The sequence below is a fragment of the Lacticaseibacillus jixiensis genome (assembly GCF_042847315.1).
In the GTDB taxonomy this organism is placed as follows: Bacteria; Bacillota; Bacilli; order Lactobacillales; family Lactobacillaceae; genus Lacticaseibacillus; species Lacticaseibacillus jixiensis.
Genome location: NZ_BAAFPR010000002.1, coordinates 83,684 through 107,955 on the forward strand (window position 1 = coordinate 83,684; position 24,272 = coordinate 107,955).

Below are 24,272 nucleotides of genomic sequence, written 5' to 3' on the forward strand. Positions count from 1 at the left end.
AACAATTATCATACCATAGGCCGCTGAATTTGGCTAGTCACAAGCAGCCACTGTTCCTAGCCCACACATCATTATTGTTTCTTTGTTTGTTGCTTGGCGCGCTTGGCAGCCTTGCGCTTGGCGCGGATCGCCCGAAAGAAGTCTTGCAATAACGCCGCGGCTGCTTGTTCGTGAACGCCGGAAACCACTTGCACTTGGTGGTTGAAGCGGGTATCAGTCAACAAATTGCCTAACGACCCAGCCACGCCGGCTTTAGGATCGAACGCGCCAAAATAGCATGTGCGAATGCGGCTGTTGATCATCGCACCGGCACACATTGGACACGGTTCAAGCGTCACGTATAAATCACAATCTTCCAAACGCCAAGTACCTAGCGTCATACACGCTTCTTGAATCGCCAAGATTTCAGCGTGTAACGTGCTGTCTTGGCTGTGTTCGCGCAAATTGTGGCCGCGGCCAACGATTTGACCATCATGCACCACCACGGCGCCGATCGGAACTTCGCCGATGCGCTTAGCGTCTTTGGCTTCTTGAAGTGCGGCAATCATGAAATCCTGCATGTCATCCTCCTATTTGACGTGTTACACTGAATGTAAGCGATTTACCACAAAGGAGTCTTGCTTATGTCGATTCAGTCCGTATTGGAACAATACTTTCAAGTGTATCATAACCCGCCATTTCCTGCGCATAGCCGGGAGTTGATGGTCGATGGGGTGCGCATGGCCGTTGCCGACGGCGATTTAACGCCGCGCGAATCTGCATTGTTAGCGGCCTTGGCGCCGCAACCCACGTCGCGCAATCCTTGGGCGCATTTTCTGGCGGGTACCGGGCCGATCCCTAATAGCGGGGTGGTACGCTTAGTTCAATTCACAACGGCGAATCCCCCAGCAGAAGCCAAGATGTGGCTGGACGCGCTGCTTAGTTTGTTCGGCGGTGATGATACCGGCTTTTGGCTCACGCCGACGCATGCCGTAGTCGTTGAGCCGGAATCCACTGCGCCAGTCGACTGCGACGGATTGTTAAGCATCTTAGATACCTTGGATCCGGACTTCGACACCCAAACACATGGCTATCTTGGCCAATTCTGGCCGGTGACCACGGCGCTGCCGACGCTTTTTGCCGAAGAACAGCGCTTGGCCGCCTACACCGATGCGCGTTGCGCCAATCTCCCGCAAGCAGCGTTAGGCTATTACACCCAAACGGCCCGCAACGATTCGCGGCTGCTTGCTGCTTTGCGCGCCACTGTTGATCAAGATCCTGAAATGCGGCCGGTGATCACCAGTTTGTACGAACATCTCGGCAATCTCACCGCCACAGCCAAAGCCTTATACATCCACCGCAACACCTTGCAATATCGCTTGGACAAGTTCCAGCAAGCTACCGGTTTCTCCTTGCGCCGCATGGATGACTTGGTGTTGTGCAATTTGTTGATCCAAGGCCAATAGTTCGGCGTATTCCCTATGGCGAACTTGATGTTTCACGTGAAACAAATACCGCATCCGGCGCTTGACGCTGGATGCGGTATTTGTTCTGGCCAAAAGAGCCCTGAACCAGACTGCTTAACGTACGGCTTCTAAGATGTAGTAGCCTTTGTCTTTCTTAACTACCGTCGCATTGCCAAAACGTTGCGCCATCAGTTTCTTGGCCGATGGTGCCCCTTGTTTCTTCTGCAACACGACCACCAGCTTGCCGCCAGCATTAAGGTGATCATACGCCCCTTCAAGCATCGCTGAAACGATCGGCTTGCCAGCACGCACCGGCGGGTTGGTCACGATCGTGTCAAAAGTCCCTTCGATATTGTCATACACTGAAGACGCCACGATCTTAACGTTGTGAATGCCATTGGCCGCTGCGTTGCGCTTGGCCAAAGCCATGGCGCGCTCGTTGACATCTGACAACACAACTTGCAGATCAGGATTGGCTTTGGCCAAGCTTAAGCCAATCGGCCCCCAACCGCAGCCAAGATCTAATAACTTGCCTTCAAGCGGCGCGGTTGCAACCACTGAAATCAATACGCGGCTGCCATAATCAACAGTGTGCTTGGAGAAGACACCATTATCGCTGGTAAAATGCAGATCATGACCAGCCAACGTGAAATCGAAGCTGTGTTCATCATGGGCCAGCTCTGGGTCATTGGTAAAATATTGATTCATACGTTCTCCTATTTCTGTGTGAGATTACTTTAAGCATACTACGTTTATTCGCCAACGGCTAGCATCCTGATCAGTTGAACCACTCATCAAGTTTGGCCACCAGCCGAAAGCGGCGCGGCTCCCACACTCGGCTTTGCGGCTGCTTGCGATTGACCAATAACAACAATTGCAGCATGGTAAACAACAAGCTGTTGCGCTTGCGATAAGCGATGTATTGCGGGATCCACTCATCGGTATACTTGGCCTTATATGAGCGCAACCCAGCGAACCCGTAGAAGCGATAACCGTAGCGATACACCAAGTGGGCCAGGCGTTCTTCTACAAAAGCATGCGGCGATAAGCCAACGTTGCTTAATGGCGCCATGCCCAGGTCAAACACCGTATCGCCGGCATCTTTGGCATATTGGAACAAGTTGATAAACAGCAGATCCATGCTGCCATTAGGCGCCGCATCGCCAAAGCGCATCAAGTCCACACTACCAACGCCTGCAGCCATTGGCATTAAACTGGCAAAGGCCACGATTTGCGCATCAGCAGCTTGGATCACTGCGATCGGTGCCTGCTGCAAGTACGCTTCATCGTAATAACCCAACGAGAAGCCTTCTTCAGCACGGCCTGCCAACCACTGGTCTGACACGGCATGCAATGCAGCTAGCGTTGTTGCATCAAACGGCGGCTTTAAGACGGCAAACGTATACCCGGCGCGTTCCAGCTTATGGACCAAGGCTCGCTCACCTTTGCGCCGACTGCCAGCCAAGGTGAAATCAGCCAAGGTCACATGGGCAGATTCGCCGAACTTCATGAAATCAAAACCATATTCGTGCAGCTGCATTGTCAAATCTGCCGGTACCTCATAGAACACCAACGAGCGATTCTGCGCTTCAGCAGCCGCCATGAAGTCAGCAATCGCCGCTTGCCAGTCTGCTTGCGGCCCGATCGGCACGCCTAAGATCATCAGCTTGTCAGCAGCAGCTTTATACAAGAAGGCCACGCGATCTTCACCGTCGACTTGATAGAAGCGGACCATTTTGTCTCCAACAAATGCCAAGTGGGAAGTGGCCGTGCCGCCGAAGCGATCAATCAGCGCCGCAATGCGTCTTTTGGCATCTTGCGTGGGGATGCCAAAAGGCGCCCCTGGTGCACATAAGTAGCGATAGATCACTGCCAAAGTAATGGCCGCGACCACCACCCCAGCCAGGGTCGTCATCCACATTCGCTCGCTGGGAAAAAGAAAGATCTCCGGTACCGGATGGCGATGATGGATCGCCGGGGCGTTATAAAACAACGCCAAAGCATAAAATACCGCCGTGGCGCAGAAAATGACGGCATCGATCAGCTTATTACCCCAAGACATCACCATACTGCTGCGCGTCAACGCCTTGCGCGCCCACAACGCCGTGATGATCAACACGCACACAAACACGCCTAACTTAATACCGGCTTCTTGCCGCCAAGATGCCAGCCCGCCAAGTACCAAGATCACGATCGTCGGCCAATACGCCCGGCGCACCCGATTGGCAATGCCGCGCGCGAACCCGAAGATCACAAACGCCATCATGATATTGGTCACGCGACTCAAAAACAAGAACGTGTATGGATAAAAGCGCAAGTACAAGGCATTGCGCAACGCCAGATCCGGGATCACCCCGCGCATCAACAACATGAACGCCGTGAAATACAAGAACAAGGTCAACCCAGCATGCGCCAAGCGTCCCAACAGCACGCTTGGCAAACCTTCCAATTTGGCATTCAGCTTGCGCCCGGCATCTTGGGCAAACAACAAGGCCCCGATCAGAAACGGGATCACATAATAAAACAGCCGATAAAACAGCAGCCACACCACCGCAATGTTGTTGTCGACACCAAGTTGCGCCAAGCCAAAGATCATGAACACATCAAATGATCCCAAGCCCCCAGGCACCATCGATAGCACCCCAAAGACATTGGCAATCAGAAACATCGGCAACACCGCAAGCGGCTTTTGCGTCGCATGCATCAGCACCCCGATCAGCAAGAAGAAACCGCTGCAGCCGCCCCATTCCAGAAACGACCCGCAAGCCAAGCTCACCCGCCGGCGCAGCGGCAGATCCGAAAAGAATTCTGCTTGGGTAAAATGCGTGATCAGCATCAACACCGGAAAATACGCTGCTGCCCCGATCAGCCAAATCCAATAATCAGTCACCATATGACCGATGCCAAAGCCAAACATCAACACCAACGCAATCATCGACCACAATGACAAGCCCGCTAATAAAAACAGCGCGATCTTAGAAATCGCAAACAAGATCTGCTTGCGACTGGCACCTTTGTGATAGAAGTTCGCCCGCAAACTCGCGCCTAAGAAGCCGCCGAACCCCGCAATATTGGTAAACGTGTTCACGATCCACCCAGAGCGCAAGATGTATAAGGGTTTGAAGCGGCCAGGCAGCAGCTTGGTAATGGTAAAATCATAATTCATCATCGGCAATACTGCGACCAGCCCCAACACTGCCATTAATAGCAGCGTTTGCGGGCTTTGAGTCGCTAGGCTTTGGCGCATGGCTGCGCCAGACAGGTCACGGCCAATGCGCCCAATTTCGATGATCACAAACACGATCACCGACAGCATGAATAGTGCCTTCAATAGGTTAAGATGCTTCTGTATGGCAGCTAGAAGCTTAGTCACAAACTTTTTCACGAGACACCTCCGACTTTCCATTATAGCCGCCTATGCCACGTCATTCGAGTAACAATATTGTTATGTTGCTGTAAGTCAGGACAAGGACTGCTGCGGGGCAGTGGTTGGCAGAGCCGGACAGGGGCTGCTGCGCGGCGCGGGGCAAACGGCGGCGCAGGCGGTGCGGCCGGCTTCAACCACGCAAAAAGCGCGTGTTTTACGCCTAAGCATTTAGCCGTGCGCTCGCTTTGCTCACTTGCGCGTCTAAATGCTTGCCGCGATTTGTACAGCAAGCCAAGCACAGCCCGCTTGTCTCACTGTACAAATCGTTTCACGGCCTGACCGCCGCTTGCCCCACGCCACTTCGCAACCCCTGTCCTCCGGTGTTCAAGTTAGCGACAAATTGAGCAATCAAGTCGCAATGTTGCAGACGTAATTACTAAAATCAACTTTGGAAAATACAGCAGCAAGTGAGGCTCAGTCAGCGATCGAAAAACTCAAGCTCGAATACAATCTTGAATGATCAGCAAAATACCCCTACGGAAGTGGCCAACGTCACAAATCGTACCTGAACGTTTCTTAACTCCCGAATCAACTGCCTGAATATCGCTGCACTGCTCACACCACTGCTCACCAAGATGTACCCTGTTCGATGAAAATCAGCTTTGCTCATTGGCATTACTTCAAAAACCGAATCCAATGAGTAACCATAGTCCACACATGACTGGTCGCTCGTGCCAATTGTTAGCTGATTCGACTATTGGAGGACAGGGATTGCGTAGGTGCGCGGGGCAAGCGGCGGTCAGGCCGTGAAACGTGTGATGTCAGGTAAGACTCGCGTACTTTGCGAGGCTCACCCGACATCACACGCGGCAACTTTTGAGATTTGCAAGGCGAGCCGCAGGCGAGCGCAAAGCTCAAAAGTTAGGTGGAAAACGCGCGCTCTTCAGCGCGGTTGGAACCGGCCGCACAGCCTGCGCCGCCGCTTGCCCCGCGCACCGAAGCAATCCCTGTCCGGGCTTTACCAGTTCCATGCTTTTTACACTGTGGCCTTCGTCGAGCTGCGCAAAGCAACGCAGGTGCAATTAGCTACGCCCCCGCACTCGCGGCAAAGTACGCCGCAAGCACGAGGGCTAGGCTAATTGACCCGCTAAATGCACTTTGCTCCGCTGTGGGTATCAAAAACGCCGCCGCGCGGCTCCCTGATGGGAATCGTGCGGCGGCGCTTTGGATTGCTGAAGTGCAAAAATTACTTAAGAGTAACAGTTGCGCCAACGGCTTCAAGTTGTTCCTTGATCTTGTTAGCTTCGTCTTCAGTAACGTCTTCTTTGACGGATGCAGGTGCACCGTCAACAAGACCCTTAGCATCCTTCAAGCCCAAACCAGTGATGGTACGGACTTCCTTGATAACCTTAACCTTTTCTTGGCCAACTTCGGTCAATTCAACGGTGTAGGAATCCTTGGTAGCAGCGGCATCTGCGCCGGCTGCAGCAGCTGCTACAGGAGCAGCTGCAGTAACGCCAAATTCTTCTTCGATTGCCTTAACTAATTCGTTCAGTTCAAGGATGGAAGCTTCTTTGATCTGGTCGATGATTGCTTGTGTATCTAAAGCCATGATTGTTTCCTCCAATTTATGGGTTTTATGCAGCTAGGCTGCTTGAATTATGCTGCTGGTTCTTCGTCCTTTGCTTCGGCAACGGCCTTGACGGCGTATGCGACGTTGCGGACAGGAGCTTGTAATACGGAAAGCAACATGGAAAGCATCCCATCGCGGTCTGGTAACTTGGCAAGTTCCAAGATTTGATCCAGAGTTGCGACTTTGCCTTCGATGAAGCCGCCCTTGATTTCAAGGGCGTCGTATTGGTCAGCGAACTTGGCCATGATGCGGGCTGCGGCAACAGCATCTTCGTTAGAAAATGCAATTGCAGTAGGGCCTTTGAAAATATCGTCCAAGCCTTCATAGCCGGAGATATCTGCAGCACGACGCAGGTAAGTGTTCTTGAGAACTTCCATCTTGACGCCGGCGTCACGCAATTCTTTACGAAGTGCGGTCACCTCATCAACAGTTAAGCCACGGTAGTTCACAACAACAGCGCTGGTTGCGGCTTCAAACTGCTTGACGATCTTGTCAACAGCTGCAGCCTTTTGTGCGATAATTGCTTCACTCATTTGATTCACCTCCTACAGTTTGGTTGAAGTTTTTAAATATAAAAAAACTCCATGTCTACCAAGACATAGAGGTATCTAATGTTTCCGATACCACCTCGGCAGGATATTAAGGCTTGCGCCACCTGAGTCTTAGGCAGAGTGAATTAACACAAAGAGCATCGTATCATGCAACACGATGCTCGTCAACATTTTTCTGAAATTAATCTGGCAGCCGGCTTAATCAAAGATCATCTGGTTGCGATATAAACTGGCATAGAAGCCATTCTCCGCTAATAAACTGGCATGGTCGCCTTCTTCGATAATGCGGCCGGCTTGTAAGACCTCAATACGATCAGCATTCAAGATCGTCTTGAGCCGATGGGCGATGACGAAACTCGTCCGCCCGGCGATCACGTTATCCATTGCCTGTTGGATCGCCGCTTCGGTGACGGTGTCAACGTTGCTGGTGGCTTCATCCATGATCAATACTTGCGGATCACACAAGATCGTGCGCGCGATCGACAACAATTGCTTCTGCCCGGCTGAGAAAACCGCCTGTTCATCAGAAAGCGGCGTGTCGTATCCTTGCGGCAAGCTCATGATGTAATCGTGAATATAGGCCTGCTTGGCGGCGGCGATCATTTGCGCTTCGCTGGCGTCAGGCTTGCCAAAGCACAGATTCGAGCGGATCGTGCCAGAAAATAATTGCGGATCTTGCAACACGATCCCCACAGTGTGCCGCAGCTGAGTCAGATCCATTTGCCGCACATCAACGCCATCGATCAACACCGCGCCGCTATCGACATCATAGAAGCGATTCATTAAGTTCATGATGGTCGTTTTGCCTGACCCGGTGGGACCGACTAACGCCACCATTTCCCCGCGCTTGGCGTGAAAGCTTACCCCGTGTAAGACTTCTTGGCCTGGCAAATACGAGAAATGAACGTCGCGCACTTGGATCTGGTCATGCACTTCGGCCACTGGCAAGCCTGCTTGCGGCCGCACTTCATCTGCTGCTTCATGTACTTGGGCCACGCGCCGTGCGCCGGTGATCGCCAATTGGATCTGTGCGTATAAGCTGGTCATCATCACGATCGGCTGAAAGTATTGCTGCGCATATTGCACAAACACCACCACCAAAGCCAGCGCCGCAGCCGTTGATAAGCTGCCTTGCAGCACCAGCCAGCTGCCGACAAAAATCACGATCGCCGTGGTCAATAACATCAAGCCGCTCATCAGCGGCTGCAAGACCCCAGACCAGATCTGCCCGCGCAAAGTGGTGCTGGCCACTTGCTTGTTTAAGCGGTCAAAGCCGCTTAACGAGTCTTGTTGCAAGCCGTTAGTGATGATCACTTTCTGGCCGGTGATCTGTTCGTTGATGTAGCCGTTTAACGCGCCGACATGGTCTTGTTGCAAGTTCACCGCCGCGCTGGCTTTGCGAATATTGATCACCGCGATGATCGCCGCGATCGGTGTCGTCGCCAGCGTCACCCAAGCCAACTCAGCAGAAGCATGAAACATCACATACAAGGCGCCGACAAACTGAGCAAACGAATAAAACATCTGCACGAAGACTTCATTCATCGCATTGAAAATGTTATCCAAGTCACTGGTATAACGCGCTAGAATATCCCCATCAGAATGGGTATCGAAGTATTTAACCGGCAGGCGCTGCATCTTGGTAAACAAACCCACCCGCATGTCGCCAGTCACTGTGCCGCCGACCCAAGATAAGATCATTGACGTGGCCCAATCGCCGAAGCTTGACGTGACGTATAACGCCGCCAAAATTGCGGTATTCTTCAAAAACGCTGCTGCCGGGGTGCCGTGCTGCACCATGTTGGTCAACGCCGCGATTGCTTGGCCTAGAAACATCGGCGAAGCAGCATTGGCCACGGCAAACACCAAGACGCATAACGCTGCGGCCACTAAGCCCCAAGCATAGCGCTTGAGATAGACGCGATAATAATGCAGCGGTAACTTAAGCTCTTGCATCAGCTGCTCCTTCCAGTGCGCGTTGGGTTTGATAGATCCGTTGGTAAACCGGACTGGTTTTGACCAAAGCCTCATGCGTTCCGCTGGCCACAATGCGGCCGGCATCGATCACTAAGATCTGATCGGCGTGGCGCACTGCAGACAGCTTCTCGGCAATGATCACCACCGTGGTGTCTTGCAGCTCGCGGTTAAGCGCTTCTTGCACCAGCTGTTCGCTGCGGGCATCTAAGGCCGAAGTCGAATCATCCATGATCAAGATCGCCGGCTTGCCAATGACGCCGCGAGTGATTGCCAAACGCTGCTTTTGTCCGCCGGAGAAATTGGCAGAACGTTCTTCCACTGGCGCGTCATAATGCGCATCAAGGCGGTCAATGAACTCGGCAGACTGGGCCACATTCGCCGCCCAGCGCATATCCGAAATGGTCGCATCAGGCTTGCCTTGCCGTAAATTGCCTGCGATCGTCCCAGAAAACAGCGTGGCGCGCTGCAGCACCATGGCCACATTCTGGCGCAGCGTTGCTGCAGACAAATCGCGCACATCTTGGCCGCCGATGCGAATCGTCCCCCGATCCACATCAAACAACCGCGGGATCAGCTGAGCCAGCGTCGACTTGCCTGACCCAGTTGCCCCAACGATCCCCAGCATTTCGCCAGGCGCTACGGTGAAGCTGATGTCTTGTAGTGTCGGTTGATCATCATTAGGGTAAGTAAACGTGACATCATTGAACGAAATGCTGCCGGCTAAATCGATTGCCGGACCTTCCGGCAGCGCCATGGACGGCTGATGGTCAAGTACCGCACCCATGCGCTTCAGCGACACGAAGGCACGCGTGGCCCCAGTCAGAATGAAGCTGGCGTTGATGATCGCCATGAGCACTTGCATCACATAACTGATGAAACTGGCTAACGCGGCCAGATCCCCTGGATGAGCGTGGATCGACTGCCCTACTAGCAGCAGCACCAACACACAAGCAAGATTGGCGATCAGAAAGAACCCCGGCATCATATACGAGAACGCATAGCCGATCTTAACGGTCACACGCACCATGCGATCAGACGCGGTTTTAAACTGCTTGATTTGGGTGTCTTCTTGATCAAACGACTTCACGACCCGCACACCCATTAAATTCTCGCGCGCGATTGTGTTGACGGCATCGATATCATTTTGCACTTGGGCAAAATACCGGCCCATAGTCCTGGTGCCGATCACCGCAATGGCGATCACAATGGCGATCATCAATAACATCACCCACCACATACGCGGAATGGTCATCAAAGCCAGCACCATCGCGCCAATGAACAAAATCGGCACCCGCAGCACAATCGACAACATCGCCATCAGCATGCCTTGCACCTGATTGACATCATTGGTCATGCGCACCACCAAGTTAGACGCCGAGAATTGTTCAATATCCGCAAAGGCAAAACGCTGCACCTGCGCATACAAGTCTCGCCGAATACTTGTCGCCACCCCAACGGCAGTTTGCGCCGAGTAAATGGTGTTGACGATCCCCGCCACGATCCCGATTCCAGCCAGCGCCACCAGCCACACGCCGAGATGCCACACCGTCGTTTGGTCTGAGGCGATAATGGCAGTCATCATCGCTTGCAGCAAGTGTGGCTGCCATAGCGTTGCAAAGGCCATGGTGATCGTCGCCAGGGTGGCGATAAGCGCCTGCTTGCCATAGCGCCGTAAATACGGCCATAAAGTGGTCATTTAATCCTCCATTATCTGCTTGTAAAACCCCATGCTATAAATTCATGAGCGTGCCCGATATTTGTAACAACTCTCTGGCGCACCCAACAAACTGTCTTGCCCAAATCTGCAACCTCGATCAACTTCGGAATTTATTTCATCACCTAATCATATCCTGATTCAAACCAGGCAAGAGTGGGATAAGTCATGACGCCAATTGGGCAAAGTACGCCCAACTGTCATCCCGCCTTATATCCATCGCTAAATGCGCTTTGCTTCGCTCTGGGCTTTTCGTCGAGCTGCGCAAAGCAACGCGATTGCGTGTAAGCTGTCCCGAGCTTATGGCAAAAACCGCCATTAGCTCAGGACAACTTACACACATCGCTAAATGCGCTTTGCTTCGCTCTGGTATATAAAAAGCCATCATCAGGAAGTCTCCCGATGATGGCTTGGCTTAATAATCAGTGATTAGAAAGCTTGAACGTCGACATGCACACCAGGCCCGAAGGTGGAAGTGAGTGTCAAGCTCTTGATGTATTGACCCTTAGCAGATGCAGGGCGTGCCTTAGTGATCACGTCGTTCATCGCCTTGAAGTTCTCAACTAACTTGGCTTCATCAAAAGAAACCTTGCCAATTGGGGCATGCACGATACCAGCCTTGTCGGCACGGTAGGCCACTTGACCTGCTTTGATATCGTTAACAGCCTTGGTCACGTCCATTGTGACGGTACCAGTCTTCGGGTTAGGCATCAAGCCTTTAGGACCAAGGACACGGCCCAAACGGCCGACCTTAGCCATCATCGGTGGCGTTGCCACAGCAACGTCAAAGTCCAACCAGCCATCTTGGATCTTTTGAACCAAGTCGTCGCCGCCAACAAAGTCAGCGCCGGCTTCTTCAGCCATCTTGGCCTGAGGGCCTTCGGCGAAGACGATAACAGTTTGGGAACGACCAGTCCCGTTAGGAAGCACAACGGCCCCACGGATCTGTTGGTCAGCTTGCTTAACGTCAATGCTCAAGTTGTAAGCAACTTCAACAGTTGCGTCAAACTTAGCGAAGTCGATGTCTTTAACTAAAGCCACAGCCTCTTCAGGAGTGTATAACTTAGTTGCGTCAACTTTCTTCGCTGCTTCAAGATACTTCTTTGCTTTTTTAGCCATTTTGGGAATTTTCCTCCTTGCAAATGTGGTCAGCGGGCGCTTGCCCTTCCACTTGATTCACTCGGTTTTCACCGGTGATCCGGACAACTCTTAGCCTTCGACAACGAAGCCCATGGAACGAGCAGTCCCTTCAACCATGCGCATAGCAGCTTCTACGTCTGCAGCGTTAAGGTCTTGCATCTTCGTCTCAGCGATCTGACGAACTTGGTCCTTGGTCACAGTAGCGACCTTCTTAGTGTTCGGTTCGCCAGAGCCGTGTTCAACGCCAGCGGCTTTCTTAAGCAAGATAGCAGCCGGAGGGGTCTTAGTAACGAAGTCGAAGGAACGATCTTCGTACACGGTGATCACAACAGGGATGATCATGCCGGCTTGATCAGCCGTGCGTGCATTGAAATCCTTGGTGAAGCCCATGATGTTGATCCCGGCCTGCCCTAAAGCAGGACCTACCGGGGGAGCTGGAGTTGCCTTCCCCGCAGGGATCTGGAGTTTAACGATGTTTGCTACTTTTTTAGCCACGAAACATAACCTCCTTAAGTCCGTGATGTGGTGATGATGGCCAAGATAATTTTGGCCTCCCACGCGTATGTCAAAACATACCAGAATAGGTTAGCATGCCTGAGCAGCTTTTGCAAGCTAATCCTGTCCAAGCTGCTAAGTACAAATTACGCTTTGTCGACTTGTTCGTAATCTAATTCTGCGGCAGTTTCCCGATCGAACATCGTGATCGCCACGCGCAGTTTCTGCTTTTCTTTGTCGTTGGCGGTAACTTTGCCTTCCATACCAGCGAAAGCCCCATCGATGATGGTAACCGTTTCGCCGAGATCGAAGTCCAAGTTAGCCGTCTTGCGGGCACTCATACCTAAGCTGTGCAGAATCGAAGTGACTTCTTCTGGTTCCAAAGGCGCTGGTTTGGAACCGGCACCGTGAGAACCAACGAAGCCGGTGACCCCTGGCGTGTTACGCACAACGAACCAAGATTCATCAGTCATGACCATTTCCACCAGGACATACCCTGGGAAAGTCTTCTCCATCACCTGCTTGACCTTACCATTCTTGGTTTGGGTCTCTTCTTCTTCAGGCACGATCACCCGAAAAATGAAGTCGTCCATGCCCATTGATGTGGCACGGGATTCGAGGTTCTGCTTGACCTTATTTTCATAACCGGAATATGTGTGCAACACATACCATTGCTTCTCTGCTGATTCTACCATGATGCGCTCCTTTGTTTGATTGCGACGACAAATAAAAAAACCGCCCACAGATCCGGCACGGTTTTTTCGCTAATTTCAATATATCAGACTCGCGACTAGAATACAAATGCTTTAAGCAAGGATACGATCACCCAATCCGCCACGGCAAAATAAACCGCAAATAACAGGGAGGTCATAATGACCGTCGTCGTATCGCGCCGTGTCTCCTTGGCGTTAGGCCAGGTCACAGCCTTCATTTCAGCAAAAACGCTTTTAATAAACTTCATGATGTTACCTCCCTCCTGGTCGAATTGGGATCCTGTGCTTTGATTGCTTCGTCTAGCTGCGCAAAGCGACGCGGCGTGATATAAGTCGTGACGCCAATTGGGCAAAAAACGCCCAACTGTCATCCCGCCTTATATCCACCGCTAAATGCGCTTTGATTTCTTCGTCTAGCTGCGCAAAGCAACGCGGCGTGATATAAGTCGTGACGCCAATTGGGCAAAAAGCGCCCAACTGTCATCCCACCTTATATCCACCGCTAAATGCGCTTTGCTCCGCTTTGGTTATTTGGTTTCGCGGTGTTCGGTGACTTGTTTGCAATATTTACAATACTTATTTAACACCAAGCGTTCAGTACGGTGCTTGTTTTCCGGCACGAAGTAATTCCGCCGGCCACACACTGTACACGCCATGGCGACTTTCTTAACAGACATAGGTGAATTCCTCCAGTCGCTCCTTAATGTATCAGAAATTCAACCCGCCTGCAAGCAGGATCAAAGCGACTTGCGCAGACGCGGTCACCAACAATGTGTGAATCGCCAAATTAAATGTTTGGCGCTTGTCTTGTACTGCCAAGAACCCAGCAGTATTCTTGGCGATCAAAGGCCACAATACCAGCGTCCCTAACACCGACCATGGCAAAGCGCGAACCGCCACTGCTAAGACGATCAGCGCATAAGCCACCCGCGGCAGCCAAGGGTAGATTTTCAACGCACGCTTGCGGCCTAAATAATATGGTAAGGTAAACCGCTGATTGCGCTGGTCTTGGGCCAAATCACAGATATTATCGGCAAACATCACCGTGCCATCTAAGATCACAATGGGCAGTGCCACCAACAGCAATGTTAAGCACACCTGCAGATCCGCCCCGAAGGTAAATTCACCGCCATTAACGTGCAGCCACAACGGTTGCGGCACCACATTGACAAACACGGCAATGAAAATCGTCCCAAAGCCTTCGCACAACCCCGCCAGCACTTCGCCGCTGGGGATCCGCGACAACGGTACCGGCCCAAAGGTGTAGAATATCGCCACAAAAATCGCCAAGCCGCCGATCACCAACAGGCTCAAATTTGTCCGCCATACCAACACCAAGCCACAGCCGCATGCCACCGCGAGAAACCCCAGCATTAACGCCAAGATCTTGCGCGGCGCCAAATGTTCGCGGCCGATAATATTTTGGGTGACCCGATACTGGTCATCTTTGGCTTTATAGAAGTCCTGCACATTATTGAAGCCGGTGACGAATAACGCGATGCTCATTTGCCCGACAAAATAAGTCGCAGTATTCACCCAGTTCAACTGGTGATAATGCTGCCAGGCATAGCTGACCCCAAACAAGAACGGCAATAAGCTGGCGGCTTTGGCCGGCAAGCGGATCAATTCCAGAAACAGCGGCCAGGTGAGCTTTCGATAAGTCATTGCCATCCCCCTTTAGTCGCCAACAATCCGATCACCAAAGCCGCATTCTCGATCACTAAGTTGATGATGGCTGTTTTGAAGGTCTTGCGCTTGTCCTGCACCGCCACAAAGCGCTTGGTGGCGCGGATCACAAAAGGCAGCCCCAGCCAAGTCAGCAGCAGCGGCCAAGCGGCCTGATGCCAAATCACGATCACCAATATGGAAGCATATCCGCCATAGGCCAGTGCTTGGTGCAACCAAAGGCCTTGGCGGTGGCTTAAGTACATCGGCAGGGTCGTGCGGTGGTTGGCCAAGTCTTCTTCAATATCCGACAAGTTATTGGCCAACATGATATTGGCGATCGTCGCCATGGGCGTGATACATACCAAACCCAATGCCGCCAATGCCTGCCAATCACCGCGCCCGGTAATATTAGGCCAGGCTAAGTGCATGCTGAATAGATCATTTGGGTTGACGAACACCGCGATCAGCGGAATGCCCAAGCCCATCGTTACGCCGGAAAACACCTCGCCTAAAGGCAGCCGATTCAGCGGCAGCGGGCCAAATGTATAACAGATCCCGATCACAAAACACGCCCCGCCCAGCAGCAGCAACACCCAACTGGTGCGTACGACCAAGTACAGCCCTAACCCCGCCGCCGCTGCCAACATGCCCAAGATCATCCACGCAACTAGGCGCGCGTCAAGGTGATACTTGCCGATCACATTGGTGTGATCGACATAATGCGCACTTTGCGCCTTGCGATAATCCATCAAGTTATTGATGGCCGTGGTGGTCATATCAAATACCAACATCGCCACAAAAAACACCGCGCTGTTTAAGACATCCAATCGGCCATAATACACCCAAGCAAAACTCAATCCGATCAACCCTGGCAGGATACTTGCTAACTTGGTCCGGGCTTCAACCAGTTCCAGCCACACGCGAATCGTCATGGCAGCTTAGCTAGCGTATAGCCAGAGTCTTTAAGCAGCTTGAAGTCCTTTTGTAAGCCGCTGGAAACATAAACCTTCTTATCTTTGGTGATGAAGATCGCTTCGGCATAGCCGGTTTTTTCAATGAAAGCCATGCCGCCTTTCAGTCCTTTATCAAAAGTTGCAGTCGACAAAGCGTCGCCATCAACGGATTTCTTCGTCACGATCGATACCCCCATCAAGTTATTCTCGAAAGGATAGCCGGTTTTAGGATCCATCAAATGTGAATACGTGTGGCCGTTGACCACCAGCTTGCGTTCATAAATACCGCTGGTGACCACCGTCTTGTTGCTGGCCGGCACGGTACCAATCGAGGTGCCGCGCGCTTCTAGCGGATCTTGGATGCCGACTGTCCAATCGGCATCTTTTTGTTTAGGCGAATGGCCCATCACATAAATGTTGCCGCCTAAGTCAATAATGGCCGTGGTGACTTTTTGCTGCTTCAAGACTTTGACCACTTCATCAGTGATGAAGCCTTTGGCAATACCGCCTAAATCCAAAGCCATGCCGGGCTTCTTCAAGTACACGGTGCGCTTGGCCACGTTGAGTTCAACATCTTTATAGTTGACCAGCGGCAGCTTGGCGTTGATTTCTTGCTGACTGGGCTTGCGAGCATCATTGAAGCCAATATGCCACATGCTGGTGATCGGCCCGATCGCCAAGTCAAAAGCGCCTTGTGACTTGTCAGAATACGCCTTGGCGTATTGAATCAGGCGAAATACCGCCGGGCTGACTTTAACCGCAGACTTGCCGGCTTGGGCGTTGACAGCATCAACTTGTGAGCCTTTCTGATTGACCGTGACCGCATTGGCTAATGCTTTGATCCGATCGAAGGCTTTGGTTAACGCCGCTTGCTTGCCTTTGTCATACACGCGGATCGTCACCACAGTCCCCATCAGAAACTGCGTGTCTTCATAAGGTGTTTTCACCAGCACCGGTTGCGGATCGGCCGCCTTGTGTTGCGGCGCACATCCGCTTAACGGTGCCGCCAGTGCCACCAGCGCAAACAGCGCCACGATAATTTTCTTCATAACATACCCCTTTGATTCACTTCATCGCACAACTATTTTACCTTAGCACAGCGTTGTCACCAAACAAAAATGGGCAGTACCGGCGTTGCGGTACTACCCGTTTGTGTCAACTGCGCCAGATTATTCGGCGTAAACGATGTTGTCGACTTCGATCTTGCTGGTGTTGCCGGCTTGAGCCGCGTTGATCAACTGTTGTGCATAGCCGATGAAGGCTTCAGAACTGTGGGTCGCACCAGAAACCACATCAACTTCGGAAGGATTCTGCTTCTTAACTAAGGCGTCGTTCAACGCTTTGGTGTATTCCACAGGGCCGACTTTGTTGACTTTCTTCATACTCTTCTCGTATTCAGTATCTTTGGTCTTGGACTTGCCGTTCTTGTCCACGTTGTCGTAATGGGAAGCCACGATCTTGCCGCCTTTAACATCGATGGAGAAGACCACGCGATAACCATGGGAGTAGTTCTTTTCTTCCAAGGTGTAGGTGCCGTCTTTCATCTTAGCAGTGTTGTCGATCTTGATCGTGTCCGTCTTGCCGGCTTGAGCTGCTTGGACTAATTGTGCGGCATAGTTCTTGAAGGTCAAAGACGATTCCGTTGCGCCGGAAACCACTTCGATCGCCCCGGTGTTAGAACCGTTCTTGGTGAAGGACTTGTTCAAAGCCGGGATGTATTCCTTCGGGCCAGTCTTGGCTTGGGCCTTCATGTTCTTCTCGTATTCAGCATCTTTGGTCTTGGACTTGCCGTTCTTGTCGACGTAATCATATGTGGTCTTGGTGACTTTGCCACCGGCAACAGTCATACTCATCTGCACGCGATAACCATGGTTGTAGCCAGTTTCTTCCAAGTTATAGGTGCCATCTTTCAGCGGGCCGCCTGCAGTTTGCTTGGCAGCAGCAGAAGAACTGGATGCTTTCTTCTCCACCTTGGCGCTGGAAGTCTTGCTGCTGGAGTCTTTGGAACTGGAGCTTGAGCTGCCGCACGCCGCCAGAGTCAATGCGCTTAACGCGATCACTGAAACGCCGGTCAATGTCTTGAATAATTTCATCTGTCTATACCCCTTTTGTATGATTCCCCTGAATTTGTGTTACTCTTCACACAAGACAAGTGTAACGAGTCATTGTGCAAAAATCAACATAAAGCCAAAAATTTTACCGCTTTCACCCCGTCTGGCACCTAGACCAATTCAGCGGTTTAATCGCCGTTTTATCAAACTTTTAACAGTTTTTAAGGTGCGGTGGAACAGCGTGTGAAAAAATAGACAAACGCCCTCGTTTATGGGTATAATGTTGCCGTAGTGATGCCATCATAAGATAATTATTCACAGAGGAGTGTGCAACCATGACGCAAAAAAACATCGTCGTCATCGGTGCCGGGTTTGCAGGGGTCTATGCAACCAAACGGCTCGCCAAAAAATTCAAACATGATCAAGATGTGACCATTACCTTGATCGACAAGCATTCATATTTCACGTATATGACTGAGCTTCATGAAATCGCCGCTGATCGTGTCGACGCCGATGCGATCCAATACGATTTGCAACGGCTGTTTTGCCGGCGCAAGAATGTAAAGCTTGTTACCGATACGGTCACCACCATCGACCGCGACCAGAAGCTGGTCAAAACCAAGCACGGTGCCTACCCTTACGACTACGTGATGTTAGGCATCGGCTCTGAGCCCAATGACTTCGGCACCCCAGGGGTTGCCGAATACGGCTTCACCTTAGGTTCTTGGGAACATGCCATTGCCTTGAAACAACACGTCGCTGACGTGGTGCGGCGCGGGGCGATCGAACACGACCCAGCTAAGCGCAAGGCGCTGTTATCCATCGTGGTTGTCGGCTCCGGTTTCACCGGGACTGAAACCATTGGTGAAATGCGCGACTGGCGCGATCAGCTGGCCAAAGAAAATAAGATCGATCCTAGCGAATTGACCTTCACCTTGATGGAAATGGCCCCAACCATCATGAATATGCTGGATCGTACCGACGCGGCTAAAGCCGAGCAGTACATGCTCAAACGCGGCATCCACATCATGAAAAATACCGGTGTGGTTGGCGTCCATGAAGAGTATGTGGACCTCAAAGACGGCTCGACTTATCCCACTGCCACTTTGATTTGGACTGCCGGCGTCAAAGCCAGCACCCAAGCGGCGAACTTCAACCTCACCCAAGGCAAAGCCGGGCGCATCGTGGTCAACTCCCACATGCAGTCTGTTGATGATGACAGCATTTACGTCGTCGGGGATGTGTCCTTCTACGGCGGCAATTCCGATCGCGGTGAGCCGCAAATCGTCCAAGGCGCCGAAGCCAGCGCGCAAACGGCCTTAGACAACATCACCAAGCAAATGCACAACCAAGCAGCCGATGTCGACTATAAAGCCTCCTACTCCGGCTTCATGGTTTCATTAGGTTCGCGCTATGGTGTTGCCAACTTAATGGGCTTCATGCATTTGTCCGGATTCTTTGCCATGTTGATGAAGCATTTGGTCAACATGCTGTACTTCATCCAGATCTTCTCCGGCTACTATTTCTTCCAGTATCTCTTGCACGAATTCTTCCGCACCAAGCATGACCGCAACTTGATGCGCGGCCATACTTCCCGCCAAGGCAATGTGTTATGGGCGGTGCCGGCACGCTTATTCTTAGGCGCGATGTGGCTGGTTGATTGTGCGTATAAGGTAAGTGGTAAAGAATCCTGGTTTGTCGACAAACTGCGCTTGCCATTTTCTTGGCTGCAGCCGGCTGTGACCAGCGGCGCCAGTGCTTCCGGCGCTGATGCCACCAGTGCGGCCACTGGGGCAGCGGCGGCTGCAGATACAACTGCCAAAGCCGCCAAGTCAGTATTCAGCTTGTCTTATCAATATGGCAAAGACCCGATGATGGTGTTTGATCAAATGCCGAAGTGGATGTACAACATCACCAAAGTCTTGATCCCTAACCAAGATGTCGCCTTCTTCATGCAGAAAACCATGACTGTCGTTGAGATCTTGATCGGCTTAGCCTTGATCGCTGGGTTGTTCACTTGGCTTGCCGGTGGGATGTCTGTGATGTTCACCGTGATCTTCTGCTTGTCAGGGATGTTCTATTGGGTCAACTTATGGATGATCCCAATGGCCATCGCTGTGATGAACGGCTCTGGGCGCGCCTTTGGCCTAGATAAGTGGGTCATCCCTTACCTGCAGCGCGTGTTTGGTAAGTGGTGGTATAAGCAACCCAAAGCCTTGTATGGCAGTGATGTCGTCAAGTAACCACATGGTCATGTTTGGTTCTGGGGTATACTATCCTCAGAACCTTTTTTATTCAATTCGTCGCTAGAGGAGGCGCTCATGAAACACTATCTCAAAATGACCCGCCCCTTCGATTATGTGATCGTGATCGCGTTGTTGGTGGCGTCATTCATCCCTTATGTGGTGTTTGCCCATGAAGAAGCCAGCAAACCTAAGCCCCAACAAGTTGTTTATACCGCAGTGGTCACGCATGATGGCAAGGAAGTCTATCACATTCGCCTCACCGGCCACAAAGGCCGCACGACTTTCGTGTATCACGACGGGGATGACGAGAACACCATCGTCACCACCGGCAATAAAATCGCGATCACCGAAGCCAACTGCAAAGACCAGATTTGTGTGCGCAAAGGCCAAATCGCCAAACCCGGCCAAACAATCGTGTGTCTGCCGCATAAGCTGCTGGTCCAGATCAACTCCAACAGCCATTCCAGCGGCAACAACACAGGCGGGATGGTGAGCGAATGACTTATCGACCAGAACGTACCAGACAGATCATCTTCATTGCGCTGTTATGTGCCCAAGGCGTGATCTTAGGCTTGTTGGAGCGTATGATCCCGTTTCCTTTTGCCTTTGCGCCAGGGGCCAAATTGGGCTTGGCAAATTTGATCACCATTATTTCGTTATTCACCATGTCTTACAGCGATAGCTTCTTGTTGATGGTGTTGCGCTTGGGCTTAACGACGCTGTTAGGCGGGACGTTATCAACGTTTATGTACAGCGGCATGGGGGCGTTGTTATCATGGATCGGGATGTTGTTGATCGCACAGCTTGGCGACAAGCGCGTGTCGATGATTGGCATTTCTGCCGCCGGCGGGATCTTGCACAATGTCGGCCAACTCTTGGTTGCCAGCCTCATCGCCCAGTCATGGACGGTGATGTTATACTTGCCGATTTTGAGTTTCATGGGTATTCTGGCCGGCATTGCAGTCGGCGTGGCGGCCAATTTCTTATTTGAACACATCAACACACTTGCGCGGCTGCGCTTTGATCACACCAAACGCACGCATCTAAAGGAGAAATCATGAAGATCCATCCAATGTGGGAGGCTTATCCCGAACTTCAATCTGAATTGACCCAGACTTTGGATCTGATCGCCGATTCGATCCATCCCAACAACCAAGCCGTCGCAGACGCCTTGATCACCATGATCAACGCCGGCGGCAAGCTGTTGCGCCCGGCGTATTGCCTGCTTTTTTCGCAATTCAACCCCAAAGCCGATCGCCAGAAAATGATCGCCTTGGCCGCTGCGGTAGAAGCCTTGCATAATGCCACGCTGGTACATGACGACATCATCGATCGTTCCAGTTTGCGCCGCGGCTTGCCTACGATCGCCGCGCAATTCGGCTCGGATGTGGCGGTGTACGCCGGTGATTACTTGTTTGTGGTGTGCTTTAAGCTGATCGCCCATTATGCCGGCGACTTGCGCTCGGTGCAACAAGACGCCGGCAGCATGGAGCGGCTGTTGAACGGCGAACTGGAACAAATGGCCACCCGCTATAACTATGCCATCGACATTGACCAATACCTCAACCAAGTCAGCGGCAAAACCGGTCAGTTATTTGCTTTAGCAGCCTTCATCGGCGCTTATGAAAGCGGCCAGCCTTTACGTTTTGCCAAGCAATGCGAACAAATCGGCTTAGACATCGGTATCGCCTTTCAACTGCTTGATGATATTCTCGACTACACCCAAGATGCCGACACGATTGGCAAGCCGGTGCATGAAGACATCAAACAAGGGGTCTATTCCGCACCGCTGATCTTAGCAATGCAAGCCGATCGCGCCGCCTTTAAACCGTTGTTAGCCAAGCAGCACGCGATGACTGATACCGACTTGGCACAAGTTGCGGTTTTAATGCGCCAACATCAAGGCGTCGCCCAAGCCCGTGCCATGGCCCAAGATTATACCGCTCGCGCCGTAGCCGGTTTGAAGCGGCTGCCGAACGCGCCGGCTAAAGCCACCTTGTTGCGCCTGAGTGAACAATTGTTGAACCGCCAAAGCTAACCTGCCCCCAAAAAGCGCCTCGATCACACCCAAACGGTGATCGAGGCGCTTTTTGATTGCCTTCAAGACGTGTCGGCAAGGTAGCGGCGCAGCTTGTTGCGCGTGCGCTCACGGGCGCGATCTGCGATGGCCGCTACCGGCTCATGTTGCAATGCGATCAAGAAGCTTCTGGCTTCAAGCGGCGTGAAGCTGGCCAACACCGTGCCCAGATCCAAACCCAACAAGTAGTCGTCTTCTTGCTGGCGCCAATTGCCATACACCCGCGTCACTTCTTGAATTGCTGCTAGCGGCACACTGGTCAGCTCAATGGCGCGTTTATCTGCTTGGCGGCTGCGCAACAGCGATTGCAAATGCGATTTCAACACGATGCCATAGAAAGTGCCAAACTTTGCGCCGCGGGTGAACGAATAACGCTTGATCGCCTCAACCATGGCGATCCTGGCTTCTTGCAACCAATCATCTTGTGAATAATCACGAATGTAATAGCCGTTAACGATCCGCAAGATCATGGGATAGTGGTGGTCAAACAGCGTCTTGAATGCTTGGGCGTCATCGATATCGGCTTTCAGCAGCGCGACTAAGGTGGCGTCGTCCATAGTTGCCTCCGATCGAAGCAGTACCACCATCAGGAAGTTAATTCTACGCAACTTATTTTTTGTCAGCAAGCGAACGGGTGTTGGGCAAAAATGTCAGCTTTTAAGTTGGGTTTAAGCTTGAGCACTTATGCTGATGACATTGAAATTTGAAATCTCGGAGATGACAACATGGATAATGCAACTGACTTGATCAACAAACCGCACCGCCGCTTCTCATGGCGCTTCCTCACCCAATTGCTGCCTTGGCTGATTCCGCTGGCCTTGATCGGCTTGTGGCAAATCGCAGGTAATTTCGGCTGGCTGCCAACCAAACTCATGCCCACACCGCTGAGTGTGTTACAAAACGGCATCAGCCTTTGGCAATCAGGCGACTTGCCGAAGAATTTAGGCATCAGCTTGTATCGCGCCTTAGTCGGCTTTGCCTTAGGCGGATCGGTGGGCTTTGGCTTGGGACTGTTGAATGGCCTTTCTAAAACCGCTTGCGCCTTGTTTGATTCCACCATTCAAATGCTGCGCAACATCCCCCATTTGTCCTTGATCCCAGTGGTGATCATCTTGTTTGGGATCGGCGAATCCGCCAAGATCTCCTTAGTCACCGTGGGCGTGATGTTTCCGATCTACATCAACACCTTCCATGGCATCACGAGTGTTGACCCGGAGCTGATCGAAATGGGCCAAGCTTATGACCTAAGCAAGTGGCAGATGCTCAGCAAGATCGTTTTTCCAGGCGCACTGCCGACGATCTTAGTTGGGGTGCGCTATGCCTTAGGCGTCATGTGGACCACCTTGATCGTGGCTGAAACCATTTCCAGCACCGCCGGCATCGGCTACATGGCCACCAACGCGCAAGAATTCATGGATATGAAAACCGTGCTGCTGTGCATCGTGATCTACGCGTTGCTAGGCAAAGCGTCTGATTTAATGGCCAAGCTGCTGGAAGCGATCTGCCTGGATTGGCAAGTCAAAAGGAGTCGATAAACATGCCTGAACCTTTACTCACCTTAAACCGTATCGCCAAACATTACGGGACAAAAACCGCCTTGCATGACGTGAATTTCTCAATTTATCCCGGCGAATTCATCGCTTTAGTCGGCATGTCCGGCGGCGGCAAAAGTACGATCTTGCGCCTGATCGCGCAACTGGAACAGCCCAGTGCCGGCACCATCAGCTATACCGATTCTAATTTAGTCACCCGTGTGATGTTTCAAAACGACCGCCTGCTGCCTTGGCTGACCAACTTGGAGAACCTCTCGTTTAAAAACAAAGCCAAACAAGCTCGCGCCAGCCAAATGCTTGAAACCGTTGGGCTTAAAGCCTTCGCTGATACCTACCCTGGTGCTTTATCCGGCGGTCAGAAACAACGCTTGGCGCTAGGCCGCGCGTTAATGGCCGATCCGGAATTGTTGTTGTTAGACGAACCGCTTGGGGCCTTAGACGCCTTAACTCGGCGCGAGATGCAAGCGCTGATCAGCCGCATCTGTACTGAGCAAGATCTCACCACCTTGTTGATCACCCATGACGTTGAAGAAGCGGCGCGCATGGCCGACCGCGTGATCGTCGTTAAAGACGGCACCAACATGTATGAAGCAGACGGCGCCAAAGGGCAAAGCCCTGCTGCCATCGCCGCGGTGTCTGAGCAGGTCTTACAAGTCATCTTAGGCCCTGATCAGGCCTTGGTTTAGAAA

The 24,272-nt window shown here is 52.0% G+C and carries 24 protein-coding genes and 1 other annotated feature; of the genes, 7 read left to right on the forward strand and 17 right to left on the reverse strand.

The annotated features are described in order from the left end of the window. Positions 1-71: 71 nt before the first annotated feature. A complete protein-coding gene (gene tadA, locus ACGG90_RS01800; RefSeq protein ID WP_390405099.1) occupies positions 72-560 on the reverse strand; it encodes a tRNA adenosine(34) deaminase TadA in 489 nt (162 codons plus the stop codon). Positions 561-623: 63 nt separating this feature from the next. Between tadA and ACGG90_RS01805 the strand changes: the two genes are divergently transcribed. Beyond that, positions 624-1,445 (forward strand): helix-turn-helix domain-containing protein, encoded by an 822-nt coding sequence (locus tag ACGG90_RS01805; protein ID WP_390405101.1) that lies wholly within the window; start codon positions 624-626, stop codon positions 1,443-1,445. A gap of 114 nt (positions 1,446-1,559) precedes the next feature. On the opposite strand, the gene ACGG90_RS01810 is transcribed toward ACGG90_RS01805, so the two are convergent. The 15 genes from ACGG90_RS01810 to pplA all read right to left on the reverse strand — a co-directional run bounded on the left by ACGG90_RS01810 (position 1,560) and on the right by pplA (position 17,749). After that, positions 1,560-2,153 carry a class I SAM-dependent methyltransferase gene (locus tag ACGG90_RS01810; protein WP_390405103.1) on the reverse strand — a complete coding sequence of 198 codons (594 nt, stop codon included), beginning with the start codon at positions 2,151-2,153 and terminating at the stop codon, positions 1,560-1,562. A gap of 70 nt (positions 2,154-2,223) precedes the next feature. Continuing rightward, positions 2,224-4,830, reverse strand: coding sequence for a bifunctional lysylphosphatidylglycerol flippase/synthetase MprF (mprF, locus tag ACGG90_RS01815; protein WP_390405106.1), 2,607 nt, complete (start codon positions 4,828-4,830; stop codon positions 2,224-2,226). Positions 4,831-6,058: 1,228 nt separating this feature from the next. Then, on the reverse strand, positions 6,059-6,424 hold the full coding sequence (rplL, locus tag ACGG90_RS01820) for a 50S ribosomal protein L7/L12 (RefSeq protein ID WP_390405109.1): 366 nt from the start codon (positions 6,422-6,424) through the stop codon (positions 6,059-6,061). 47 nt (positions 6,425-6,471) lie between these two features. Then, complete coding sequence (gene rplJ, locus ACGG90_RS01825; RefSeq protein WP_390405111.1) at positions 6,472-6,978, reverse strand: 50S ribosomal protein L10; 507 nt, start codon at positions 6,976-6,978, stop codon at positions 6,472-6,474. Between the two features lie 32 nt (positions 6,979-7,010). Further along, positions 7,011-7,130, reverse strand: a sequence feature (ribosomal protein L10 leader region). Positions 7,131-7,194: 64 nt separating this feature from the next. Continuing rightward, a complete protein-coding gene (locus tag ACGG90_RS01830) occupies positions 7,195-8,952 on the reverse strand; it encodes an ABC transporter ATP-binding protein (RefSeq protein WP_390405112.1) in 1,758 nt (585 codons plus the stop codon). Next, a complete protein-coding gene (locus ACGG90_RS01835) occupies positions 8,939-10,669 on the reverse strand; it encodes an ABC transporter ATP-binding protein (RefSeq protein WP_390405115.1) in 1,731 nt (576 codons plus the stop codon). The genes ACGG90_RS01830 and ACGG90_RS01835 overlap by 14 nt, the downstream gene beginning before the upstream one ends. 447 nt (positions 10,670-11,116) lie before the next feature. Next, entirely contained in the window at positions 11,117-11,806 is a 690-nt protein-coding gene (gene rplA / locus ACGG90_RS01840) for a 50S ribosomal protein L1 (RefSeq protein ID WP_390405118.1), read from the reverse strand. 90 nt (positions 11,807-11,896) lie between these two features. Continuing rightward, positions 11,897-12,322 carry a 50S ribosomal protein L11 gene (gene rplK, locus ACGG90_RS01845; RefSeq protein WP_179395878.1) on the reverse strand — a complete coding sequence of 142 codons (426 nt, stop codon included), beginning with the start codon at positions 12,320-12,322 and terminating at the stop codon, positions 11,897-11,899. A 146-nt stretch (positions 12,323-12,468) separates the two neighbouring features. Continuing rightward, positions 12,469-13,017: a transcription termination/antitermination protein NusG gene (gene nusG / locus ACGG90_RS01850; protein ID WP_390405121.1), complete on the reverse strand. Its 549-nt coding sequence runs from the start codon at positions 13,015-13,017 to the stop codon at positions 12,469-12,471. Positions 13,018-13,112: 95 nt separating this feature from the next. Then, the gene (gene secE / locus ACGG90_RS01855; protein WP_390405124.1) at positions 13,113-13,283 is read right to left on the reverse strand and encodes a preprotein translocase subunit SecE; all 171 of its coding nucleotides are present in this window, start codon (positions 13,281-13,283) and stop codon (positions 13,113-13,115) included. Positions 13,284-13,562: 279 nt separating this feature from the next. Then, on the reverse strand, positions 13,563-13,712 hold the full coding sequence (gene rpmG / locus ACGG90_RS01860) for a 50S ribosomal protein L33 (RefSeq protein ID WP_390405126.1): 150 nt from the start codon (positions 13,710-13,712) through the stop codon (positions 13,563-13,565). A 31-nt stretch (positions 13,713-13,743) separates the two neighbouring features. After that, positions 13,744-14,706, reverse strand: a complete 963-nt coding sequence (locus tag ACGG90_RS01865; RefSeq protein ID WP_390405129.1) for a UbiA family prenyltransferase — start codon at positions 14,704-14,706, stop codon at positions 13,744-13,746. Beyond that, positions 14,697-15,635 carry a 1,4-dihydroxy-2-naphthoate polyprenyltransferase gene (locus ACGG90_RS01870; RefSeq protein WP_390405131.1) on the reverse strand — a complete coding sequence of 313 codons (939 nt, stop codon included), beginning with the start codon at positions 15,633-15,635 and terminating at the stop codon, positions 14,697-14,699. The genes ACGG90_RS01865 and ACGG90_RS01870 overlap by 10 nt, the downstream gene beginning before the upstream one ends. Continuing rightward, positions 15,632-16,705: an FAD:protein FMN transferase gene (locus ACGG90_RS01875; protein ID WP_390405134.1), complete on the reverse strand. Its 1,074-nt coding sequence runs from the start codon at positions 16,703-16,705 to the stop codon at positions 15,632-15,634. The genes ACGG90_RS01870 and ACGG90_RS01875 overlap by 4 nt, the downstream gene beginning before the upstream one ends. 120 nt (positions 16,706-16,825) lie before the next feature. Further along, positions 16,826-17,749 (reverse strand): extracellular electron transfer flavoprotein PplA, encoded by a 924-nt coding sequence (pplA, locus tag ACGG90_RS01880; RefSeq protein ID WP_390405137.1) that lies wholly within the window; start codon positions 17,747-17,749, stop codon positions 16,826-16,828. A 293-nt stretch (positions 17,750-18,042) separates the two neighbouring features. On the opposite strand from pplA, the gene ACGG90_RS01885 reads away from it, so the two are divergent. The 4 genes from ACGG90_RS01885 to ACGG90_RS01900 all read left to right on the forward strand — a co-directional run bounded on the left by ACGG90_RS01885 (position 18,043) and on the right by ACGG90_RS01900 (position 21,991). Continuing rightward, complete coding sequence (locus ACGG90_RS01885) at positions 18,043-19,950, forward strand: FAD-dependent oxidoreductase (protein WP_390405139.1); 1,908 nt, start codon at positions 18,043-18,045, stop codon at positions 19,948-19,950. Between the two features lie 78 nt (positions 19,951-20,028). After that, positions 20,029-20,454, forward strand: coding sequence for a NusG domain II-containing protein (locus ACGG90_RS01890; protein ID WP_390405141.1), 426 nt, complete (start codon positions 20,029-20,031; stop codon positions 20,452-20,454). Beyond that, positions 20,451-21,014, forward strand: coding sequence for a Gx transporter family protein (locus ACGG90_RS01895; RefSeq protein ID WP_390405143.1), 564 nt, complete (start codon positions 20,451-20,453; stop codon positions 21,012-21,014). Before ACGG90_RS01890 ends, ACGG90_RS01895 begins: the two co-directional genes overlap by 4 nt. Further along, positions 21,011-21,991, forward strand: coding sequence for a polyprenyl synthetase family protein (locus tag ACGG90_RS01900; RefSeq protein WP_390405145.1), 981 nt, complete (start codon positions 21,011-21,013; stop codon positions 21,989-21,991). The genes ACGG90_RS01895 and ACGG90_RS01900 overlap by 4 nt, the downstream gene beginning before the upstream one ends. Before the next feature lie 62 nt (positions 21,992-22,053). Here ACGG90_RS01900 and ACGG90_RS01905 read toward each other — a convergent pair whose 3' ends face one another. Next, positions 22,054-22,587 (reverse strand): sigma-70 family RNA polymerase sigma factor, encoded by a 534-nt coding sequence (locus tag ACGG90_RS01905; RefSeq protein ID WP_390405147.1) that lies wholly within the window; start codon positions 22,585-22,587, stop codon positions 22,054-22,056. A gap of 168 nt (positions 22,588-22,755) precedes the next feature. Between ACGG90_RS01905 and ACGG90_RS01910 the strand changes: the two genes are divergently transcribed. Together ACGG90_RS01910 and ACGG90_RS01915 are read left to right on the forward strand one after the other, a co-directional pair. Continuing rightward, the gene (locus ACGG90_RS01910; RefSeq protein WP_390405149.1) at positions 22,756-23,565 is read left to right on the forward strand and encodes an ABC transporter permease subunit; all 810 of its coding nucleotides are present in this window, start codon (positions 22,756-22,758) and stop codon (positions 23,563-23,565) included. Positions 23,566-23,567: 2 nt separating this feature from the next. Next, positions 23,568-24,269, forward strand: a complete 702-nt coding sequence (locus ACGG90_RS01915; protein WP_390405151.1) for an ABC transporter ATP-binding protein — start codon at positions 23,568-23,570, stop codon at positions 24,267-24,269. The last annotated feature ends 3 nt before the right edge of the window (positions 24,270-24,272 follow it).

Coding starts and splice junctions, on each gene's coding strand:
- ACGG90_RS01830 (WP_390405112.1), bottom strand. CDS start 8,952: ATGCAAGAGCTTAAGTTACCGCTGCATTATTATCGCGTCTATCTCAAG.
- secE (WP_390405124.1), bottom strand. CDS start 13,283: ATGAAGTTTATTAAAAGCGTTTTTGCTGAAATGAAGGCTGTGACCTGG.
- ACGG90_RS01900 (WP_390405145.1), top strand. CDS start 21,011: ATGAAGATCCATCCAATGTGGGAGGCTTATCCCGAACTTCAATCTGAA.
- ACGG90_RS01870 (WP_390405131.1), bottom strand. CDS start 15,635: ATGACGATTCGCGTGTGGCTGGAACTGGTTGAAGCCCGGACCAAGTTA.
- pplA (WP_390405137.1), bottom strand. CDS start 17,749: ATGAAATTATTCAAGACATTGACCGGCGTTTCAGTGATCGCGTTAAGC.
- nusG (WP_390405121.1), bottom strand. CDS start 13,017: ATGGTAGAATCAGCAGAGAAGCAATGGTATGTGTTGCACACATATTCC.
- ACGG90_RS01905 (WP_390405147.1), bottom strand. CDS start 22,587: ATGGACGACGCCACCTTAGTCGCGCTGCTGAAAGCCGATATCGATGAC.
- ACGG90_RS01835 (WP_390405115.1), bottom strand. CDS start 10,669: ATGACCACTTTATGGCCGTATTTACGGCGCTATGGCAAGCAGGCGCTT.
- ACGG90_RS01805 (WP_390405101.1), top strand. CDS start 624: ATGTCGATTCAGTCCGTATTGGAACAATACTTTCAAGTGTATCATAAC.
- rplJ (WP_390405111.1), bottom strand. CDS start 6,978: ATGAGTGAAGCAATTATCGCACAAAAGGCTGCAGCTGTTGACAAGATC.
- ACGG90_RS01910 (WP_390405149.1), top strand. CDS start 22,756: ATGGATAATGCAACTGACTTGATCAACAAACCGCACCGCCGCTTCTCA.
- ACGG90_RS01865 (WP_390405129.1), bottom strand. CDS start 14,706: ATGGCAATGACTTATCGAAAGCTCACCTGGCCGCTGTTTCTGGAATTG.
- rplA (WP_390405118.1), bottom strand. CDS start 11,806: ATGGCTAAAAAAGCAAAGAAGTATCTTGAAGCAGCGAAGAAAGTTGAC.
- tadA (WP_390405099.1), bottom strand. CDS start 560: ATGCAGGATTTCATGATTGCCGCACTTCAAGAAGCCAAAGACGCTAAG.
- rplL (WP_390405109.1), bottom strand. CDS start 6,424: ATGGCTTTAGATACACAAGCAATCATCGACCAGATCAAAGAAGCTTCC.
- ACGG90_RS01915 (WP_390405151.1), top strand. CDS start 23,568: ATGCCTGAACCTTTACTCACCTTAAACCGTATCGCCAAACATTACGGG.
- ACGG90_RS01810 (WP_390405103.1), bottom strand. CDS start 2,153: ATGAATCAATATTTTACCAATGACCCAGAGCTGGCCCATGATGAACAC.
- ACGG90_RS01890 (WP_390405141.1), top strand. CDS start 20,029: ATGAAACACTATCTCAAAATGACCCGCCCCTTCGATTATGTGATCGTG.
- ACGG90_RS01885 (WP_390405139.1), top strand. CDS start 18,043: ATGACGCAAAAAAACATCGTCGTCATCGGTGCCGGGTTTGCAGGGGTC.
- ACGG90_RS01895 (WP_390405143.1), top strand. CDS start 20,451: ATGACTTATCGACCAGAACGTACCAGACAGATCATCTTCATTGCGCTG.
- ACGG90_RS01875 (WP_390405134.1), bottom strand. CDS start 16,705: ATGAAGAAAATTATCGTGGCGCTGTTTGCGCTGGTGGCACTGGCGGCA.
- rpmG (WP_390405126.1), bottom strand. CDS start 13,712: ATGTCTGTTAAGAAAGTCGCCATGGCGTGTACAGTGTGTGGCCGGCGG.